Annotated in this window: 22 protein-coding genes; 10 read left to right on the top strand and 12 right to left on the bottom strand. The window is 71.9% G+C overall.

Going from position 1 to position 18,696, the window contains the following annotated elements; all coding sequences use genetic code 11:
• Positions 1-47: 47 nt before the first annotated feature.
• Positions 48-170: a hypothetical protein gene (locus ACZ5DS_RS36930; RefSeq protein ID WP_468247403.1), complete on the bottom strand. Its 123-nt coding sequence runs from the start codon at positions 168-170 to the stop codon at positions 48-50.
• A 418-nt stretch (positions 171-588) separates the two neighbouring features.
• Between ACZ5DS_RS36930 and ACZ5DS_RS36925 the strand changes: the two genes are divergently transcribed.
• From ACZ5DS_RS36925 to ACZ5DS_RS36915, 3 genes are all read left to right on the top strand, one after another.
• Positions 589-2,043 carry a hypothetical protein gene (locus tag ACZ5DS_RS36925; protein WP_468247602.1) on the top strand — a complete coding sequence of 485 codons (1,455 nt, stop codon included), beginning with the start codon at positions 589-591 and terminating at the stop codon, positions 2,041-2,043.
• 9 nt (positions 2,044-2,052) lie between these two features.
• Positions 2,053-2,538 carry a hypothetical protein gene (locus ACZ5DS_RS36920; RefSeq protein ID WP_468247401.1) on the top strand — a complete coding sequence of 162 codons (486 nt, stop codon included), beginning with the start codon at positions 2,053-2,055 and terminating at the stop codon, positions 2,536-2,538.
• Positions 2,539-2,656: 118 nt separating this feature from the next.
• Positions 2,657-2,956 (top strand): hypothetical protein, encoded by a 300-nt coding sequence (locus tag ACZ5DS_RS36915; protein ID WP_468247398.1) that lies wholly within the window; start codon positions 2,657-2,659, stop codon positions 2,954-2,956.
• A gap of 4 nt (positions 2,957-2,960) precedes the next feature.
• Here the strand turns inward: ACZ5DS_RS36915 and ACZ5DS_RS36910 are convergent, their stop codons facing one another.
• Complete coding sequence (locus ACZ5DS_RS36910) at positions 2,961-4,073, bottom strand: sensor histidine kinase (protein ID WP_468247396.1); 1,113 nt, start codon at positions 4,071-4,073, stop codon at positions 2,961-2,963.
• 1 nt (position 4,074) lies between these two features.
• Complete coding sequence (locus ACZ5DS_RS36905; protein ID WP_468247394.1) at positions 4,075-4,812, bottom strand: response regulator transcription factor; 738 nt, start codon at positions 4,810-4,812, stop codon at positions 4,075-4,077.
• Positions 4,813-4,917: 105 nt separating this feature from the next.
• On the opposite strand from ACZ5DS_RS36905, the gene ACZ5DS_RS36900 reads away from it, so the two are divergent.
• The 3 genes from ACZ5DS_RS36900 (at position 4,918) to ACZ5DS_RS36890 (ending at position 7,113) form a co-directional block, all read left to right on the top strand.
• Positions 4,918-5,676: a glycosyltransferase family 2 protein gene (locus ACZ5DS_RS36900; RefSeq protein ID WP_468247391.1), complete on the top strand. Its 759-nt coding sequence runs from the start codon at positions 4,918-4,920 to the stop codon at positions 5,674-5,676.
• Positions 5,677-5,755: 79 nt separating this feature from the next.
• The gene (locus ACZ5DS_RS36895; RefSeq protein ID WP_468247390.1) at positions 5,756-6,367 is read left to right on the top strand and encodes a TIGR04282 family arsenosugar biosynthesis glycosyltransferase; all 612 of its coding nucleotides are present in this window, start codon (positions 5,756-5,758) and stop codon (positions 6,365-6,367) included.
• A gap of 8 nt (positions 6,368-6,375) precedes the next feature.
• On the top strand, positions 6,376-7,113 hold the full coding sequence (locus tag ACZ5DS_RS36890) for a methyltransferase domain-containing protein (RefSeq protein ID WP_468247388.1): 738 nt from the start codon (positions 6,376-6,378) through the stop codon (positions 7,111-7,113).
• On the opposite strand, the gene ACZ5DS_RS36885 is transcribed toward ACZ5DS_RS36890, so the two are convergent.
• Together ACZ5DS_RS36885 and ACZ5DS_RS36880 are read right to left on the bottom strand one after the other, a co-directional pair.
• Positions 7,002-7,460: a hypothetical protein gene (locus ACZ5DS_RS36885; protein WP_468247385.1), complete on the bottom strand. Its 459-nt coding sequence runs from the start codon at positions 7,458-7,460 to the stop codon at positions 7,002-7,004. The genes ACZ5DS_RS36890 and ACZ5DS_RS36885 overlap by 112 nt on opposite strands.
• Positions 7,460-8,695, bottom strand: coding sequence for a molybdopterin-dependent oxidoreductase (locus ACZ5DS_RS36880; protein ID WP_468247383.1), 1,236 nt, complete (start codon positions 8,693-8,695; stop codon positions 7,460-7,462). Before ACZ5DS_RS36880 ends, ACZ5DS_RS36885 begins: the two co-directional genes overlap by 1 nt.
• Before the next feature lie 113 nt (positions 8,696-8,808).
• Between ACZ5DS_RS36880 and ACZ5DS_RS36875 the strand changes: the two genes are divergently transcribed.
• The 3 genes from ACZ5DS_RS36875 (at position 8,809) to ACZ5DS_RS36865 (ending at position 11,123) form a co-directional block, all read left to right on the top strand.
• Positions 8,809-10,134, top strand: a complete 1,326-nt coding sequence (locus ACZ5DS_RS36875) for a hypothetical protein (protein ID WP_468247381.1) — start codon at positions 8,809-8,811, stop codon at positions 10,132-10,134.
• A 123-nt stretch (positions 10,135-10,257) separates the two neighbouring features.
• Positions 10,258-10,722: a hypothetical protein gene (locus ACZ5DS_RS36870; protein ID WP_468247378.1), complete on the top strand. Its 465-nt coding sequence runs from the start codon at positions 10,258-10,260 to the stop codon at positions 10,720-10,722.
• Entirely contained in the window at positions 10,719-11,123 is a 405-nt protein-coding gene (locus ACZ5DS_RS36865; RefSeq protein ID WP_468247377.1) for a transcriptional regulator, read from the top strand. The genes ACZ5DS_RS36870 and ACZ5DS_RS36865 overlap by 4 nt, the downstream gene beginning before the upstream one ends.
• Here the strand turns inward: ACZ5DS_RS36865 and ACZ5DS_RS36860 are convergent.
• From ACZ5DS_RS36860 to ACZ5DS_RS36835, 6 genes are all read right to left on the bottom strand, one after another.
• Entirely contained in the window at positions 11,120-12,076 is a 957-nt protein-coding gene (locus ACZ5DS_RS36860) for an MIP/aquaporin family protein (protein ID WP_468247375.1), read from the bottom strand. The genes ACZ5DS_RS36865 and ACZ5DS_RS36860 overlap by 4 nt on opposite strands.
• A gap of 94 nt (positions 12,077-12,170) precedes the next feature.
• Positions 12,171-12,836: an SDR family NAD(P)-dependent oxidoreductase gene (locus tag ACZ5DS_RS36855; RefSeq protein WP_468247373.1), complete on the bottom strand. Its 666-nt coding sequence runs from the start codon at positions 12,834-12,836 to the stop codon at positions 12,171-12,173.
• A 66-nt stretch (positions 12,837-12,902) separates the two neighbouring features.
• Entirely contained in the window at positions 12,903-13,622 is a 720-nt protein-coding gene (locus tag ACZ5DS_RS36850) for a DUF4328 domain-containing protein (protein WP_468247370.1), read from the bottom strand.
• An 84-nt stretch (positions 13,623-13,706) separates the two neighbouring features.
• The gene (locus ACZ5DS_RS36845; protein WP_468247368.1) at positions 13,707-14,177 is read right to left on the bottom strand and encodes a hypothetical protein; all 471 of its coding nucleotides are present in this window, start codon (positions 14,175-14,177) and stop codon (positions 13,707-13,709) included.
• Positions 14,178-14,390: 213 nt separating this feature from the next.
• Complete coding sequence (locus tag ACZ5DS_RS36840) at positions 14,391-15,287, bottom strand: RNA polymerase sigma-70 factor (protein ID WP_468247366.1); 897 nt, start codon at positions 15,285-15,287, stop codon at positions 14,391-14,393.
• A 44-nt stretch (positions 15,288-15,331) separates the two neighbouring features.
• Positions 15,332-16,018, bottom strand: coding sequence for a DUF6445 family protein (locus ACZ5DS_RS36835; RefSeq protein ID WP_468247363.1), 687 nt, complete (start codon positions 16,016-16,018; stop codon positions 15,332-15,334).
• A gap of 233 nt (positions 16,019-16,251) precedes the next feature.
• Between ACZ5DS_RS36835 and ACZ5DS_RS36830 the strand changes: the two genes are divergently transcribed.
• Positions 16,252-17,004: a DUF4142 domain-containing protein gene (locus ACZ5DS_RS36830; RefSeq protein WP_468247600.1), complete on the top strand. Its 753-nt coding sequence runs from the start codon at positions 16,252-16,254 to the stop codon at positions 17,002-17,004.
• Here ACZ5DS_RS36830 and ACZ5DS_RS36825 read toward each other — a convergent pair.
• A complete protein-coding gene (locus ACZ5DS_RS36825; RefSeq protein WP_468247361.1) occupies positions 17,001-18,647 on the bottom strand; it encodes a glycoside hydrolase family 13 protein in 1,647 nt (548 codons plus the stop codon). The two genes, ACZ5DS_RS36830 and ACZ5DS_RS36825, sit on opposite strands and share 4 nt — an antisense overlap.
• Between the last annotated feature and the right edge of the window lie 49 nt (positions 18,648-18,696).

Raw genomic sequence — 18,696 nt, 5'->3', positions numbered from 1 at the left:
ACGCCTCGGCCACGTGACCTATTGCCAGGGTGGGCGTGGTCGGTGCGTTATTCCGCGTAGTGCGGGTAGTAGGTGAACTTCGGGGCGATCTGCTCGGCGGTGACGTCCGGCACCGCGAGATTGCCGGTGACCAACACGTCCTGGTTGCACCAGGAGCCGCCAAGCTCCACGAGCCAACCACCAGGCTCCATTTCCCAATCTGCGTCGGAGAGCCTCACGACAACGCCGCTGCCGCAGATGAACGCACGGGACGCCTGCGAGATGATCCACTCTGCCTTTCTGGTCGCGCGGTGACGATGCCCTCCCCCGTGACCGTGTACACCCTGATTGTCATCGCCGGGCCCCGTGTGCGCTTGGCAGTCGGGGCGGTACCGTTCGTCATGTCGACGCTCCTCAACAGCAATTGAGCGTTGGCCGTCCCCGGGGCCGTGCGTGCGGTCGCCGGGGTTAGCGCTGTTGATGCCTCGAGCGTTGTCCACCGCGGGCAATTGCGCGATGACCGTCGGGTGTTACCGAGGCGGTAATACACTCGTTGCTGCTTCGGAACTGCTCGGCATTGCGCATACGATCACTCCGGAAGTTGGCCCCATGAACGCCACCACCCCCGGCCCGCTCGCCCCTGACGTCCTCGACAGAGACGACCTCAAGCGAGCCCTGGCAGAGCACGACTTCGCAGCGGCCTTCGCGCTCATCAAGAAGTGGGGCGGCCTGTCGCAGAACCGCATCGCCTCAGCCTGCCAGCTCGCGCCCGGCAAGGTCTCGTTGATCATCGGCGGTCAACAGCAGGTCACCAGCTTCGAGGTGATCTGCCGCATCGCAGACGGGCTGCGAATTCCCGGTCGGATGGTGGGACTTGCCGACCGGCCCTGGGAGGCGAAGCCCGACATCCCAGACCAGCCGACACCGACCCCGGCCACACGGTTACCCGTTGACGACGCGTCCTGGCTCCCCACAGCGACCGTGCACCTGGCCGGGGACCTGACCAGGAGTGACCTTGTGATGGACCGCCGTGCAGCAACACGCGCCATCGCCGGCGCGGCCCTGTCCGGCGCCGCGCTCCTCGACTCCCTTGAGGGCTGGCTCCATCCCACGTCAGCCCTGAAGTCCGGCGTAGGCCACCGGGGCCGCATCGGAATGGACGAGGTACGGCAGCTGGAAGGAACGGCGCGCGCGTTCCGATCCTGGGACCACCGGTACGGCGGGGGCCTCCGGCGCAAAGCCGTCGTCGGCCAACTCAACGAGGTCGCCGGCCACCTTGAAGAGCACCAGGCGCCAGACGTCGAGCAGGGCTTGTTCCAGGTGATGGCCTACCTCGGAGGGACCGCCGCGACAATCGCCTGGGACTCCGGACTCCAACGGCAGGCGCAGTCCTACTACCTGCTCGCCCTGCGCACGGCCCACGCCGCCGGCGACGCCGCCTTCGGCGCGAACGTACTCGCGGGCATGGCCCGGCAGATGCTGTACCAAGACCGCCCACAGGACGCACTGGAACTGGTACACCTGGCACAGAAAGGTGCGCGCCAAGCTGCCGGACCACGTCTGCGGGCGATGCTGCACACGCGGGAGGCTTGGGCGTACGCGGCCATGGGGCGCGCAGCTGCCTTCCAGCGGGCCACCGGCGAGGCGGCCGAGGCCCTCGCCGACGCAGGGGCGGACGATGAGCCGTACTGGATCTCGTACTTCGACCATGCGGAGCTGGCCGGTGTCACCGGTGGCCGCCTGCTGGACATGGCCCGCAAGGAGCCGCAGCAGCATGCCGAGCGAGCTGCGGACTCGATCCGTCAGGCTCTGGCCCGGCGTGGCCCGGAGGCCGGGCGAAGCCACGCTCTCGACAGGATCGGCCTGGCCGAGTGCCACTTCCTCATGGGCGATGTGACCGGGGCCGTGGACCACACGCGGCGCGCAGTCGAAGCAGCGGCCGGTACCAAGTCCAGCCGCGTTCGGGCGCAGCTCGGTCAGCTGTATCCGTACACCGTCGGCCGGGGCGCCTCACGGCCGACGGCCGAGGCCCGGACAATGATCCGCGAAATGCTGTCGACCTGAAGGAGCAATGTGACCACGATCGCCGTGACCGGGCACATGGACCTGACCGAGGACAGCGTGCCCCTGGTCCTCGACGCCCTGCGGGAGACGCTGAAGCCATATGCCGCAGACCTGACCGGTGTCTCCTGTATCGCCAAGGGATCGGACTCGCTTTTCGCGGAGGTCGTGCTGGAACTCGGCGGCCGCCTGACCGTGGTTATCCCCTCCCAGGATTACCGACAGAACAAGGTCAAGCCCGACCATGCCGACACGTTCGACCGCCTCTTCGAGGCCGCCGACGAGGTCCTCGTCCTGGAGCACGAGACAGCGAACCGGTCGGCCTACGAGGACGCCAATCGCACGCTGCTCCAGCGGGCTGACCGGCTTGTCGCCGTCTGGGACGGCACACCGCCGTCCGGCAAGGGCGGCGGTACGGCGGACACCGTGCTGGAGGCCCGCGACGCCGGGCTGCCCGTGGACGTCATCTGGCCGGAGGGGGCGGCCCGCCGCGGCTGATCACGCGGGGGCCGATATCTGGATGCGGCAGCTCACCCAGGCGCACTGAGCGTGTCCGCGCCCGTGCGGCGTCGTTGATCTTGACGTTGTTTCGGACAAATCAGTCGAAAGGACCGCCATGTCGCTACGATCCCTCAAACCAACCCGCGCCCACCTCGCAGCGCTGCTCACCGCACCGCTGCTCGGCCTGGGCCTCCTCGCCCCGTCGGCTTCCGCGGACACGCCGCCGCCCGGCCAGAAGATCGACAACGGCAGCGTCCTCAGCAGGATCTGCCAGCACGCGAGCGAAGACGACGAGGACGGCCCGGCCCTGTCCTGCGAGAGGGACATCGCACCGATCGTCTCGCGTTTCCTCGGCCCTGAGATCAGCTGCGTGGAGCAGTCCTCGTCCGCCATCTCCTGCCGCCGGGCCGGGTAGCCGTTCACGCCTCCGCCGCCGGCAGGGTCACCTCGAAGCGGCAGCCGCCCGGGATGTTGCGGACGGTCGTCCGGCCGTGGTGGGCCTCGACGATGCCGCGGACGATCGCCAGGCCGAGCCCAGCCCCCGCCGGCGGCGTGCGCGCGTCCGTGCCGCGCCAGCCGGTGTCGAAGACGCGGGGCAGGTCCTCCTCGGGGATGCCGCCGCAGCCGTCCGTCACCGACAGCACCACGCCCTCGGGGGCCCGCTCCGCGGCGACGGCGACCGTGCCGTCGGCGGGGGTCCGGCGGATGGCGTTCACCAGCAGGTTGGCGAGGACCCGGCTCATCTCCTTGCCGTCGACCTCCACGGGCAGCGGCTCCACCCCGTCGCCCACGAGCCGTACGCCGTGCTCGCGGGCGAGCGGGCCGACCCCCGCGAGGGCGTCGCCGACCAGGTCGTAGAGGGAGATGCGGGCGGGGCTCAGCGGCAGCGTCCCGGCGTGGATGCGGGAGAGTTCGAAGAGGTCGCCGACCATGTCGTTGAGGCGTTCCACCTCGGTGCGCATCTGCTTGAGGTAGCGGTCGGGGTCGGCGGCCACCCCGTCCTCCAGCGCCTCCGACATGGCGCGCAGCCCGGCGAGCGGGGTGCGCAGGTCGTGCGAGATCCAGGCGACGAGTTCCCGGCGGGAGGTCTCCAGGGCGCGCTCCCGTTCCCGGGAGGCGGCGAGTTTGGCGCTGGTGGCGGCCAACTCGCGGCTGAGGGCGTCCAGTTCGGCGGTGGCGGGGGCGGCGGGCGCGGCGAAGGCGCCGCCGTCGCCGAAGTGCCGTGCCGCGTCGGCGAGTTCGCGGCTGCGCGCGACCACCCAGCGGCCCAGCAGCAGCGCGGTCGCCAGGGAGACGACGGCCGCCATGGCGACCACGGTGGTGACCACCCTGAGGTCGTGGGAGGACAGGAACATCGCCTGGGCCACGGCCATGGTCCCGGCGAGCATCGCCACCACGCCGACGGCGGCCACCACGGCCAGCGAGGTGGTCAGGGAGCGCCGGCGGATCAGGCGCAGCACCGCGGCTCCGGCGAGGCCGGTGGCGGCGGCGCCGAGGAAGGCGTAGAGGACGATGAGGAGGGTGTCGCGCACGTCAGTCCGCCTCCGTCCCGGTGGTGTCGAAGCGGTAGCCGACGCCCCACACGGTCTGGATGAGACGGGGGCGTGCCGGGTCGTCCTCGACCTTGCCGCGCAGCCGGCGGACGTGGACGGTGACGGTCGACAGGTCGCCGAAGTCCCAGCCCCACACCTCCCGCATCAGCTCCTCCCGGCCGAACGCCCGCCCCGGATGCCGCAGGAAGAAGGCGAGCAGGTCGAACTCCCGGATGGTGAGGGCCAGTTCGGTTCCATTCTTGGTGGCGCGGCGGGCGGCCGGGTCGACGGTCAGACCGGCCGCGCCGAGCGGGCCGCGCGGCACGGCGGGCCGGGCCCGGCGCAGCACCGACTCCACCCGCAGCACCAGCTCGCGCGGGCTGAACGGCTTGGTGACGTAGTCGTCGGCGCCGACCTCCAGGCCGAGGATGCGGTCGTCCTCGTCGCCGCGCGCGGTGAGCATGACGACCGGGACGGGTCCGTGCTCGCGCAGCCGCCGGCACACCTCCAGACCGTCCATCCCGGGCAGCATCAGGTCCAGCACCACCAGGTCCGGCCGGCGCGCGGCGGCGCGGGCGAGGGCGGCCGGGCCGTCGGCGGCCCGGTCCACGGCGTATCCGGCCCGGTCCAGGTATCCGGCGACGACCTCGGCGACGGTCGGGTCGTCGTCCACGACGAGGATCCGGCCCAGGGAACCGGGGCGCGGCGCGGTGTCCGGTGATGCGTACGGCTGCTGCATGTCTCCCACCCTGTCACCGCGCCGCCCCCGAGGCCCGGCCACGGCCCCGACGTCCCCGTTTCGTAAGGAGCCGAAGCCCGCTTTGTCATGGTTCGTGTTCGTAGGGTGAAGCCCGTGAGCACCTCCCCTCCCCCTCCCGACGTGGACGTCGTGCCCGACGTGGACGTCGTGCTGCCCTGCCTGAACGAGGCCGAGGCACTGCCCTGGGTCCTCGCGCGCATCCCGGCCGGCTGGCGCGCCGTCGTCGTGGACAACGGCTCCACCGACGGCTCCGCCGATGTCGCCCGCGCCCTCGGTGCGCACGTCGTGCGCGAGGACCGGCGCGGCTTCGGCGCCGCCTGCCACGCCGGGCTGCTGGCCGCCACCGCCGACGTGGTGTGCTTCTGCGACTGCGACGCCTCCCTCGATCCCGCGCAGCTGGTGCCGTTCGTCCAGGAGGTCCGGGCCGGCGAGGCCGACCTGGTGCTCGGCCGCCGCCGCCCGCAGACCCGGGGCGCCTGGCCGGCCCACGCCCGCGCCGGCAACCTCGCGCTGACCCGCCTCCTGCGCCGCCGCACCGGGCTGTGCCTGCACGACCTCGGCCCCCTGCGCGCCGCCCGCCGGGAGCCCCTCCTCGGCCTCGGCCTGACCGACCGCCGCAGCGGCTATCCGCTCCAGATGGTCGTCCGCGCCGCCGACGCGGGCTGGCGCATCACCGAACACGACGTGCCGTACCTCCCTCGCACGGGCGCGTCCAAGGTCACCGGCACCTGGCGGGGCACGTGGCAGGCGGTGCGGGACATGTCCCACGTCCTGAACGAGCCACCGCAACTGCGGGCCGGTGGGGGCGGGTCGCGCCCACGCGGCGGAGCCGCACATCGATAGAGCCCCGCGCCCCCCAGGGGGTTGCAGAACCGTCCGTGCACAGGCGCCGTACTCCGCTCACCAGCCAGGAAAGGCCCCCATGACCACCCTCCTCGTCATCGCCAAGGAGCCACGGCCCGGCCGGGTCAAGACACGCCTCACCCCACCCTTCTCCCCCGAGCAGGCCGCCGGCCTCGCCGAGGCCGCGCTCGCCGACACCCTGCGCGCGGTGGCCGAAACCCCGGCCACCCGGAGAGTGCTCGTGCTCGACGGCCGGCCAGGCCCCTGGCTGCCCCCCGGCTTCGACGTCGTACCCCAGTGCGCGGGCAGCCTCGACGCCCGCCTCGCCGACGCCTTCGCCCACTGCTCGGGCCCGGCCCTGCTCATCGGCATGGACACCCCGCAGGTCACCCCGGCCCTGCTCACCGTGGACTTCGCGGACTGCGACGCGTACTTCGGCCCGGCCGAGGACGGCGGCTTCTGGGCGCTGGGCCTGGCCCGCCCCGCGCCCGCGCTGCTGCACGGTGTGCCCATGTCCACCCCGGAGACCGGTGCCGTCCAGCGAGAGCGGCTGGTCAACGCCGGACTGCGGGTGCGCGACCTGCCCCGGCTGCGGGACGTCGACACCGCCGCCGACGCGCACGCCGTCGCCGCCCTCGCCCCGCACGGCGCCTTCGCCGCCCGGCTGGCCGACTGCACGGCCGGCCGATGAGCCACACCATGAGCCACCCGATGAGCGCCCAGGCCGCCGCCCCGCCCGCCTGGGCCGCCTCCGACCCGTACGCCACCGCCCTGCGCACCGGCCGCGGCCCGCTCTACCTGCGCCGCGCCGACGGCCTGCTGCTGCCGCTGGAGGTGGAGCGCTGGTGCGCCGGCGCGGACGCCGTGGACCGGGCGGTGCTGGACCGCTGCGAGGGCGCCGTCCTGGACGTCGGCTGCGGACCGGGCCGGCTGGTCGCGGAGCTCGCCGCCCGGGGCCGTACCGTCCTCGGCGTCGACGTCAGCGAGGCCGCCGTCACCCGCACCATCACCGTCGGCGGCCAGGCGCTGCGCCGCTCGGCCTTCGACCCGCTGCCCGGCGAGGGCCGCTGGGGCACCGTCCTGCTCATGGACGGCAACATCGGCATCGGCGGCGACCCGCGTGCCCTGCTGCACCGGATGGCCCAACTCCTCGCCCCCGGCGGCCTGTTGATAACCGAGACCGCCCCGCTGGACATCGAGGAGCGGGCCGAAGTGCAGGTCGTCACCCACGGCCGGGAAGCCGTCGGCGACCCCTTCCCCTGGGCGCGGATCGGCACCCCCGCCCTGCTCCGGCTCGCGGACCGGACCGGGTGGCGGACGGCCGCTCAGTGGACGGCCGGCGACCGCCGTTTCGCCGCCCTGCGCACCCGTACCCCGAGCAGCACCGCCGAGCCGCCGAACAGCACGGCGGTGATCAGCAGCCAGCGCCCGAGGTAGCCGTCCGCGGACAGGCCGGTGGCCAGGCGGTAGCGCCGGTCCACGAGATTGAAGATCAGCGGGAACCAGACGAGCAGCAGCAGCCCCGACAGCACGGCCGGCACCCGCACGTACGGCAGCCACGTCCGCCGCCCGGCCGCGTCGAGCCCGTGCACGACCACCCGGTCCAGCGCCGCGTACAGCGGCACCAGCACGAGGTCGTGCAGCAGGGCGGCTCCCACGACCCACAGGGCCACCCCGAACCAGTCACCGGCGAGCAGCCGTACCCCGGCGTACCCGGCGAGCGCGAACGAGCAGGCGAGCAGCAGCAGTTGGAACGGACTGCCGACCGGAAGACGGGGCCGCATCACAGATCTCCGAAGGTGAGCCGGGCCACCCACTTGGTGTTGAGCACGCCGGGTGCGGCGGGCACGATGATCCGCGCCGGGTGGCCGTGGTCGGGGGACAGGTCCTCGCCGTTGACGTACAGGGCGAGCAGGGAGCGCGGGTCGGCCACCTGGTTGGCGCGCAGGGCCGCGCGGCGGAACGCGCCGTGCCGTTGCAGGGACTCCACGAACACGTCCGGCGGGTCGCCGTCGTACCCGACGAGCGCCGCGAGGTCGCGCAGCCGCACCCCCCGCCACCACTGGTCGGCGGTGGACCAGCCCTCCACACAGGCGATCGGCAGCGACGAGCTGTGCAGGGGCAGCTCCAGCAGCTGGGCGCGGCTGAGCCGGACCGTCCCGGTGCGTCCGGTGACGACGAGCCGCCACGCCTCCTCCCCCGTCTCCGCCGTGTCGATCCCGGCGTACGCGGCCGTCTTGTTGATCTGGAAGCCGTTCGGGCCGCCGGCCGGGTCCGCCCCGCCGTGCGGCGCGAGCAGGGCGGTACGGCGGAAGGGCCCGCCCAGGCTCTGCCCCACCGTGGTCAGGAACAGCAGCAGCGAGCCGCCGCCGACCAGCCACAGCGCCCCGCGCCGGGAGACCGTGGGCGGGGCCGGGTCCGGGGAGACCAGGTCGTCGTCCTCCTCGCGCAGCCGTCGCCGCACCGCCCGCACCGCCTTCGGTGTCTTCAGCACGGCGTGCGCCACGAACGCGGAGAAGAAGACCCAGGCGCCGTAGAAGTGCAGCGGGTAGAAGGAGCCGGGGAAGACGTAGTCCAGCTGGACGTTGAGCACCCCGGTCGTGAACTCGAACAGCCCGCCGCCGACCAGCAGCAGCAGCGAGATCCGCTCCAGCGCGTGGGCCAGGGAGCGGGCCGGCGGCAGCGTGAACAGCTTCGGCACCACCGACCACAGCTTGGCCAGCAGCACCGGGATCAGGGTGATGCCGAGAGTGACGTGGACGCCCTGGGTGAACCGGTACAGCCACACCGGTCCGGTCGGCCACGGGAACAGGTAGAAGCCGAGGATGCCCTTGTCCGGGGTCGTGTCGTTCACCCGGGACAGGCCCGGGTTGTAGGCCGCGTACGACACCAGGCCGGTCACGAAGAGCACGGTGATGCCGACGAGCAGCACGAGGCCGAGCACCGAGGTGAACCAGGTGCCGCGCAGCGGGCTGCGCCAGAAACCGGGGGAGGTGGGAAGCCGGGGATGGTCGCGCATGGCTCGACCGTAGGCCCGGACACGCCCGGAAACGGGTGTGCGACCCATGACGAAACGCTGACGTCGCGCCCGTACAACGGCTTGCGCAGGGCCTTGCGGCCTAACGTGCCGACGTGACCCGCTCCCTCCGCCGCGATCTGTACGCCGCCGGGGCCGCCGCCCTGCTCGTGACGGCGGCCGTACTGGTCGGCCGCCACATCCAGTTCACCTACCGCACCCTCTTCGTGCACTGGCCGCCGGTGTTCGCCGACTGGGACCCGCACGTGGGCCCCGGCACCCCGGCCGCCGTCCTGCTCGCGGCGGCCGGCGTGGCGTACGGTCCGTCCGTGGCCGCCCGGCTGCCCTGGCGCGCCCTGCTGCCCGTGTCCTGGGCGGCGGCGACGGCCTGGATCGTCTCCCTCGCCCTGGTCGACGGCTGGCAGCAGGGCATCGCGACCCGCCTCACCAGGCGCGAGGAGTATCTGCGGGTCATCGGCCGCTTCCACGACATCCCGGCGACCCTGCGCGACTTCACCCACCACATCGTCAGCGGCACCCCGTCCCCCTGGCCGGCCCATGTCGCCGGCCACCCCCCGGGCGCCACGCTCACCTTCGTCCTCCTCGACCGGATCGGGCTGCGCGGCGGCGGCTGGGCCGGGATGTGGTGCATCGTCGCCGGCGCGACGGCCTGCGCGGCCGTCCTGGTCGCGCTCCGCGCCCTCGCGGACGAGGCCCTGGCCCGCCGCGCGGCCCCCTTCCTGGTCCTCGCCCCGGCGGCCGTCTGGCTCGGCGCCTCCGCGGACGCCTACTTCGCGGCGGTCGCCGCCTGGTCCGTGGCCCTGCTCGCGCTCGCGGTCACGGGACGTTCCCTCCCCTGGGCGGCCGCGTCCGGCCTCCTCTTCGGCCTGACCTGCTACCTGTCGTACGGCCTCACGCTCATCGCCCTCCTCGCGGCGGCGGTCCTGCTCCTGGGCCGGGACGGGGTACGCGCGCGCCCGGCGCTCCTGCTCCCCCTCCTCGCCGGACTGGCCGTCGTACCACTGGCGTTCACGCTCGCCGGCTTCAACTGGTGGACGGCGTACCACCTGTTGGTGACCCGCTACTACCAGGGCGTCGGCGGCATCCGCCCCTACGGCTACTGGGTGTGGGCCAACCTGGCCTGCACGGTCCTGATCACGGGCCTGGCGACGGCGGCGGGCCTGCGCCGCACCGCCACGACCCTCGCCCACCGCGCCGACGCCGCCGGGGTGCGCCTGGCGGTCCTCGTCTCCGCCGCCCTCCTGGCCCTGCTGATCGCCGACCTGTCCGGGATGAGCAAGGCCGAGACGGAGCGCATCTGGCTCCCGTTCGCGATGTGGCTGCTCCCGGCGTGCGCGTATCTCCCCCACCCACGGGCCTGGCTCACCGCCCAGGCGCTGCTGGCCCTGCTCCTGAACCATCTGCTGCTGACGGGCTGGTGAGACCCGAGGAGGACGTGCAACGTGCACGGGGAAAGTACTTGCATTTGGGAAAGTATTGTCCATGCTGAGAGTGATCAGTGGGCGGTCCGACCAGCCGCCCTCCCACCATCCGGAGGTACACGCATGACGACCACGGGGGACCCCGTCGACGCACGGCAGGCCGAGCAGGCGCTCGACACCGCCCACGCGGCCCAGGCGGCGGCACGGGCGGCGAGCGACCGGCGGACCAGGCCCCGGGGCTGGGCCGTCGGCCAGGCCCTGACCTTCGCCGCCGGCTTCACGGCGCTGGGCCTGGGCAACCGGCAGCCACGGTGGGAGACGCCACTGACGATCGGCGCGCTGCTGTGTCTGGGCGCCTTCTTCGCCCTGGTGTGGATCGGCGCGCACCGGGGCGGGGTGGCGCCCTGGTTCGACCGGCGCGGTAAGGGTGCCCGGACGACGTGGCGGACCTGGCTGTTCCCCTGCGCCGCCATCGCCGTGGGCCTGCTGGCCGCGATCCCCTACGGCCTGTCGGGCTGGCTGGTGGCCTTCGGGATCGCGGGCGGCCTGGAGCATCTGCTGCGTGCCACCGGGGTGACGTCGGCATGACCGGTGCACCCCGACCCCCCGCCCTGGACCGCGAACTCCACCACCCCACGAGGCTGGCCCTGGCCGCGTACCTCTCCGCCTGCGGGGAGGCGGAGTTCGCCGTCCTGCGGGACTACTGCCAGGTGTCCGACTCGACGCTGAGCAAGACCCTCTCCGCCCTGGAGAAGACGGGCTACGTCAGCATCCGCAAGGGCTACTTCGGCAAGCGCCCGCGCACCTGGGCCGCCCTCACGCTCACCGGCCGACGAGCGCTGGCGGCCCATCTGGCGGCACTGGAGGACATCGCGTCGACGGCCCGCAGAGCGGGGGCGGAGGCAGGAACAGGGGCAGGAACAGGGGCAGGAACAGGGGCAGGAACAGGGGCAGGAGCAGAGACCGAAGCAGAGACCGAGGCGGACTAGTACTCCTCGTCCTCGTCGACCGTCTTCACGGGCCGGGTCCGGCCCGGCTCGGGCAGCTCGGCCATCTCGGCACGTACGACCAGGACGTCGCCGATGAACAGGTCGTAGATCAGGACTCCGATGACCCCGCCGATCAGGGGCCCGACGATCGGGATCCACCAGAAGGCGCTGAACGCGCCGGACACGCTCCCCGGGAACGCCAGGCTGTCCCAGCCCGCCGCATAGGTGAACAGGCGCGGCCCGAAGTCACGTGCGGGATTGATGGCGTACCCCGCGTTGGCACCGTAGGACATGCCGATGGCGGCGACGATGAAGCCGATGATCAGCGGGCCGAGGTTGGCCTTCACGGCCTGGTTGCGCAGGTCGATGACGGCGACGACCAGCATGACCAGGAAGGCCGTACCGACGATCTGGTCGATCAGCGGCCCCCAGATGCCGCCGTGGAAGTACGCCGCCGGGAAGGTCGCGAAGATGGAGAACGTGGCGTTGGTGTGCCCGTTGACCTTCGGCCCCGTAGCGGCGTGGTCGTAGGCGCTGATCGCGTCGTGGTAGACGAGGTAGACCAGCGCCGCCCCGGTGAGCGCACCGACCACCTGCGAGAACCAGTACGGCAGCACCTTGGCCCAGGAGAACCCCCGTCGCACGGCCATCGCCAGCGTCACCGCCGGGTTGATGTGGGCACCGCTGACACCACCGGCGACGTAGACACCGAAGACGACGGCGAACGCCCAGCCGAAGGTGATCAGCAGCCAGTCGCCGGCCGCGAGGAAGATCGTCGTGGGGGTGGCGGCACGGCCCGAGCCGGGCAGCGCGGCGACCGCCATCGCGACCACACCGCAGCCGAAGGAGATGAGGACGAAGGTCCCCAGGAACTCCGCCAGACACTCGCCCAGCAGGCCGCCCCGGCTCCTGAGCCGGGAGGGTTTGATGAGCGGAGGGATTTCGACAGCCATTGAGGCCCCCTTGAAGAGAGCAATGCGGCCAACATCACCATATTGGCCCACAAATGCTCTTCACGCAGGGCGACCCGATCTCCAGGGGGCCGGGTCAGCTGTCCAGGTCGTCGGCGTAGTGCCGGAACCCGCGCCGCTCCCGGTGCATGGTCCACAGCATGTCCGCGAGCACGGCGGGATCCTTCCGCACATGCCCGGGCATGATGGCCCCCGGAATCACCAGCTGCCCGACATGGATCCCCTCGCGCGCAAGTCGATCATGCAGCAGGTGCCCGTACGCACTCTCCGCCGCGAAGGCGATCGACGTCCCGGCCCGCTCCGGATGCGGCACGGCGGCGGTCCCGCCGTTGACGAAGAGGATGGTCCCCCGCCCGAGCGCCCGCATGCCCGGCAGCACCTGCTGCACGGCAGCCACCGGCCCGTACACCGAGAACTCGATCGGCCCGAGCAGATCCCGGTGCCGGGTCTCCAGCACGGGCCGCATGAAGTCCCGGTGCGGAACGGGGCTGTACTGCAACACCTCGACGGTCCCGAACACGCCTGCGGCGTCCTTCAGAGCCCGCACCAGCTCCTCCGGCCGACGCACATCAGCAGCGAACCCGCGCGCGACGACACCGTCGTCGGCGAGTTCGCCCACGAGAACCTGCAGCCGCTCCCGGTCCCGCGCGACGAGCGCGACGTCGAACCCCTCCCGCCCGAACCGACGAGCGACAGCGGCCCCCAGCCCGGGCCCGGCGCCGACGATGGCCATGGTGCTCATGGGGAAATCCTTGCCCGTACGACGGCACAGCACCACCCGCAGCCGGACAGCGCCGGCAGCCCGGTCTCAGCCCTCGGTACCGACGGCCACGGACTCCACGACCGCGCCCCGGTGCCCCTGCCGGATCCGCTCCACCTGTACGGCGGTGACGGCCCGCACGACGAACGCCCCGGCCACGGCGGCCCCCACGACAGCGGCGTCGGACACGAGCAGCGGCCACACCTCGCTGTACGCGCGGGCGATGATCTCGTCGGTGGAGTCGCGGTAGACGATCCCCGCCCCGCCGAGCATCCCGACCAGCCAGAGCCCCCACCACACGTTCACGGAGACGGGCAGCTTCCGCCCCGGGGCGGTGGTCCGATAGGCGTCGGCGACGATGCCCCGCGGGAACCACAGGTTGACGACGGGCACGATCCAGCCGAGGTAGACCCAGATCCCGGCGTACTTCGGCGCCTGCCCCGTGAGCGCCCGCGCGTTGTCCCGCACCCGCCACAGCCAGGAAAGGAAGAGCAGCGCGCACAGGAAGGCGACGCCACCCCCCAGGGAGGTGACGAGGTGATACGAGTCCTCCAGCCCGTTGAGCGGCCGGTGCACCCCGTCCCCCTGATCCGGCGGCCCCGAGGCAGGCTCCCCCGCCACGGCCAACCGCACTTCCCACACACCCCGCACGACCCACGCGAGCCCCGCGAGCAGCAACGCCCCGGCGGTCAACTGCCCTGACAGGGAGATGGGCCGCAGACTGAGCGGGCGGAAGCCGACCGCGGGCTCGACTATCTGTTCGTTCACCGCCTCATCCTGACCCACCCCGCCCCGCGACCGCCAGGGACACGCCAGCCGGATCCACGGGGCGGGACTTCGGTGCCCCTGAGTTCACCGCAAGGCTCCTCGCTCGTCCACCCGGTGTGTCGGCACCCCCAGGAACACGTCGGGCTCTGCGGAGCCGTAAAGGATGTTGAACGTCTCCAGAAGATAGGTCCAGGCCCCACCCCAACCGCCGGCGAACCGGTAGTTGATCTGCCATTGCAGCCACTGGCCAGGAGCCAGGCGAACAGCGGGCGGGCGCCGATTGCGTCGGGGCATGGCAAACGAGGTCACCGCTGGTGGATCCACGCGCAGCAGCCCATCGACCTCGCGCAGGATCATCCCGGGCGCCGACAGGTCCCGCACCCGCACACGAGGCTCGAAGGAATCGGACTCCCGCATGCCGACCTCGTGAAGGGCGCAGCTCAAGCCCATAGGCAGCAGGAAGGCCGTTGGGGCGGCGTTCCTGCGGGCAGCTTCAGGGCCGCCGCGCGACTTCTTCGTCCACGACGTCCGCACCCGCTGAACGACAGCATCCATGGATGCAATCATCAGGCGTGCGGCCGCACCTCCACCACAGAGTTATCGGGGCCAGACCGGGGCCCAGTGGGACGGTGGGGCGTCGAGGATGGGGATGAAGGCCAGGTTGGGCCACGGGTAGAAGTCCGCTATGTCGCTCGACACCGAGGCTACGGCCTGGCCGGTGGCTAAAGCTCACCAAGGCCGAGGACTTCGAGGGCCGGTCGGCGGACGCTAAGGGCGAAGCCCTTTCAACTTCTCAGGATTCACCTGCAGGCGCAGGTTCTTGATGCCGTCCTGCGCCAGGTCGTAGGTCAGGGCGGCGAACGGGGTCCCGGCGAAGGTCCACAGGACGGCCGACTCGCCGTTGATCACGGCCTGGTGGAAGGTGACGCCGGCCGTCTGCGGCTTGTTCAGTACGCCGATGATCCACCGGGCCACATGGTCGGCGCCGTGCAGCGGTCGGCGGGCCGCGGTGACCTTGCCGCCGCCGTCCGACCAGCAGGTGACGTCGGGGGCGAGGAGTTCCATCACCGCGTTCAGGTCGCCGCCCGCGCACGCCTCGATGAACCGGGCGGTGATCCGCGCCCGCCGCTCGGGGTCCGTGTCGTAGCGGGGGCGGCGGGACTGGACGTGGCCCCGGGCGCGGTGGGCGATCTGACGGACGGCGGGTTCCGGACGGTCCAGGATCTCGGCGATCTCGGCGTGGGAGTAGCCGAAGACCTCACGCAGGACGAACACCGCCCGCTCCACCGGGGCCAGCGTCTCCAGGACCACCAGCATCGCCGTTGACACACTGTCCGCCCGCTCCGTCTCCTCGGCGGCGTCGGGTGAGGTGAGCAGGGGCTCGGGGAGCCAGGGACCGACGTACTGCTCCCGTTTCGCGCGGGCCGACGTCAGACGGGTCAGGGAGAGGTTGGTGACCGTGCGGACCAGGTAGGCGCGGGGGTTGCGGACCTCCGAGCGGTCCGCCGCGTTCCAGTTGAGCCAGGTGTCCTGGAGGACGTCCTCCGCGTCCGACACGCTGCCGAGCATCCGGTACGCCGTCGCGAACAGCACCCGCCGGTGGGCGAAGTAGGGGTCCTCGTCCGGGTCCGGGGCCCCGTCGTTCTTCCTCTCCGTGCTCTCCATGGGATCAACCTGCCAGAACCGGCCCACCCGGTGGAACGGCACACTCAGGCCATCCAGAAGAAGACCGCCGTCATCCGCTTCTCCTCCAGCGTCCGGCCGGAGTAGCCGGTCGCGCTGTGCACGAGGTTGGCGTTGTAGAGGAGGAGGCGGTTGTAGCGGTGCGGGACGCGGACGTCCTCCTCGAAGGCGTCGGGGGCGACGAAGCGGGTGCCGAGGGCCTCGACGAGGTTGTTGTGCGGGGCCTGGACGACATTGCCGCCGAGCCGGCCCCCGGGCAGGGACTGCCGGAAGAAGCTGGTGCCGCAGTCCTTGGGCACGTGCGGGTTCAGGTACAGCACCGCCGCGTACCGGCACAGCGCGCGGGAGTCGGTGTGCGGGCGGGGCTCGCTCTCGCCCTCGCCGACCACCTGCACGCAGTTGTGGTTGAGGGTGCCGCCGCCGGGCGCCTGCTGCACCCACAGCTCCTTGGCGCCGGTCGCCTTCTTCACCAGCCGCTCGATACGGCCGAGTTCACCCGGTTCCAGGCCGGGCATCGCACGCAGTCCGGGCCAGGTCTCGGAGGTGTACGGGTACCCCTTGACCCAGTCGCACTTGGCCAGACAGCGCTCCCGTACGGCGTCGACGTCCGGCAGGACGTCGTCCAGCACCCAGTAGTCGCGGCCCTTGGTGGGCTTGCGGTAGGGCAGGACGGGAAGGGAGACGGGGACTCTGGGGGGCGGCTGTGGGGGCATGCGGCGAATCTAGGACTGCGTTTCCTCTGGCTTCTCCCCAGGAACGGTCAACTATTCCCGAGGTAGGTCAACTTTTGACCAACTGACAGCCGTAGTGATTCTTTACTCGACGACACCGATACGAATCGCCTCCGCATCCGTACTGCTGTGCGTCCGAACCGCCCCGAGGCGGGATCCATGACCGGGCAGGAGGCACGGTGCGCTTTTCGCGGAACGCGACGGGAACTCTCTTCGTGGGCGGTGCAATGGCCCTGACCCTCGCCGCACTCGCCTACCCGAGCATGCTCGGCCTGAGCAAGGTCTCCAGCGCACCGGAGCGGATCATCGCCAACACCCAGTGGGGTCCGCTCACCGAGGCCGACCGGGACTTCGTGGTGAAGGTGCGGGCGGCCGGCCTGTGGGAGTACCCGGTGGGGCAGATCGGGCTGCAGAAGGGCACCTCGAAGGGCGTCGTCGAGGCCAGCAAACACCTGGTCGACGGGCACGCGGCACTGGACACCACCTGCCGCAAGATCGCGCCCATGCTGAACATCACGCTGCCCAACGTGGCGAGTCCCCAGCAGGTGGGCTTCGTCAACCAGTTGAAGTCGGACAGCGGCAGGAAGTTCGACAGCGACTTCGCCAACATCCTGCGCATGACCCACGGCTCGATCTTCAACACGGTGGCGAAGATCCGCTCCACGACCAAGAACTCGCTGGTGCGCGCCCTGGCCGACCAGGCCAACGACACCGTGCTCGACCACATCACCGTGATGGAGAAGACCGGCCTGGTCGACTTCGACCAGACCGTCTTCCAGCAGACCACCCCGCCGAAGCTGCCCGACTCCGACCTGACCCCGCCGCCTCCGCCCCCGGGCCAGCCGGAGGTGGTGCTCACTCCGCCGCCGAACGCCACGTCCACACCGGTGGACATCGACACCCTCACCGGCAGCACCGGCGGCGGCACCGGGAACACCGCCCCCAGCCCGAGCCCGACCGTGGGTTAGGCCAGCCACACGGTGGTGTCCGGCGGGAGCACGCCCGGCTCCGGGAGCGGGGTGCTGGCGAGCAGCACCTCGCCCGGGGGCAGCGCAACGGGCTCCGCGTCAAGGTTGGTGACACAGCGCCAGCCCTCGGTGCGGGCGAAGTCCAGCACCCCCGCCGGTGCGCCCGGCGTCCAGCTCAGCGTCTCGCCCTCGAGCAGCTTGCGGCGCAGCCTGAGGGCGGTGCGGTACAGCTCCAGGGTGGAGCCCTCGGTGCCGGCCTGGGCCTCCACGGCGTACGAGGCGAAGGACGCCGGCTGCGGCAGCCAGGCCGCCCCGGCCCCGAAGCCGTACGACGCTCCGGTCGTCGTCCACGGCAGCGGCACCCGGCACCCGTCGCGGCCCTTGCGGACCTGGCCGGTCTGCTCCCAGATCGGGTCCTGCAGCGCCTCGGCGGGCAGGTCGGCGACCTCGGGCAGACCGAGTTCCTCGCCCTGGTAGACGTACGACGATCCGGGCAGCGCCAGCATCAGCAGGGTCGCGGCCCGGGCCCGGCGCAGGCCCGCCTCCCGGTCGATCGCCGGTGCCGTGCCGCCGGACAGCAGCCAGGCGTTGTCGTCGGTGCCGGGCGGGAGCACGAGGCGCGAGGCGTGGCGGACGACGTCGTGGTTGGAGAGCACCCAGGTGGCGGAGGCACCGGCGGCCCGGGCCGTGTCGAGCGAGCCGGTGATGACCCGCCGGAGTTCGTCCGCGTCCCACCTCGCCTGCAGGTACTCGAAGTTGAAGGCCTGGCCGAGTTCGTCCGGACGGGCGTACAGGGCGCGGCGGGCGTCCGGGACCCAGGCCTCGGCGACAGCGGTTCGGGGCGGGGTGTAGGCGTCGAAGATCTTGCGCCAGTCGCGGTAGATCTCGTGGACCTCGTCGCGGTCCCAGTAGGGGTGCGTGCCGGGCTCCACGTACTGCAGGGCCACCTCTCCCGTCGGGTCCAGGTCGCCGATGTCCCGCAGCGGTTCGGTGAGGTCCTTCGCCAGGCCGTGGGCCACATCGATGCGGAAGCCGTCGACGCCCCGGTCGGACCAGAAGCGCAGGGTGGTGCGGAAGTCGGCACGGACCTCCTCGTTGTCCCAGTTCAGGTCGGGCTGTTGAGGGGCGAAGAGGTGCAGGTACCACTCCCCGTCCGGCACGTGCCGCCATGCGCTGCCGCCGAAGACCGACTGCCAGTCGGTGGGCGGGAGTTCGCCGCTCGCGCCGCGGCCGGGGCGGAAGACGTAGCGCTCGCGTGCGGCCGACCCGGGGCCCGCCCGCAGGGCCTCCTGGAACCAGGGGTGCCGGTGCGAGGTGTGGTTCGGGACGATGTCGACGACGACCTTCAGCCCGAGCCGGTGGGCCTCGGCGACCATCGCGTCGAAGTCGTCCAGGGTGCCCAGACGCGGGTCGACGTCCCGGTGGTCGGCGACGTCGTAGCCACCGTCGGCGAGTTCGGAGGGGTAGAAGGGGCTGAGCCAGAGGGCGTCAACTCCGAGTGTGGCGAGGTGGTTCAGGCGATCGGTGACACCCCTCACATCACCCAGACCGTCTCCGTCGGCGTCGGAGAAGCTGCGGGGGTACACCTGGTAGATGACGGCCTGGCGCCACCAGTCGGGATTCCTGGAGGAGAGGTCAGCCATACGGACTCCGTTCGGACTTGACGACGGCGGTCGACAGTAAGGAATCTGT

It is taken from the genome of Streptomyces sp. NPDC031100, assembly GCF_055570785.1.
This window is presented reverse-complemented; position numbering and strand designations above follow the sequence as displayed.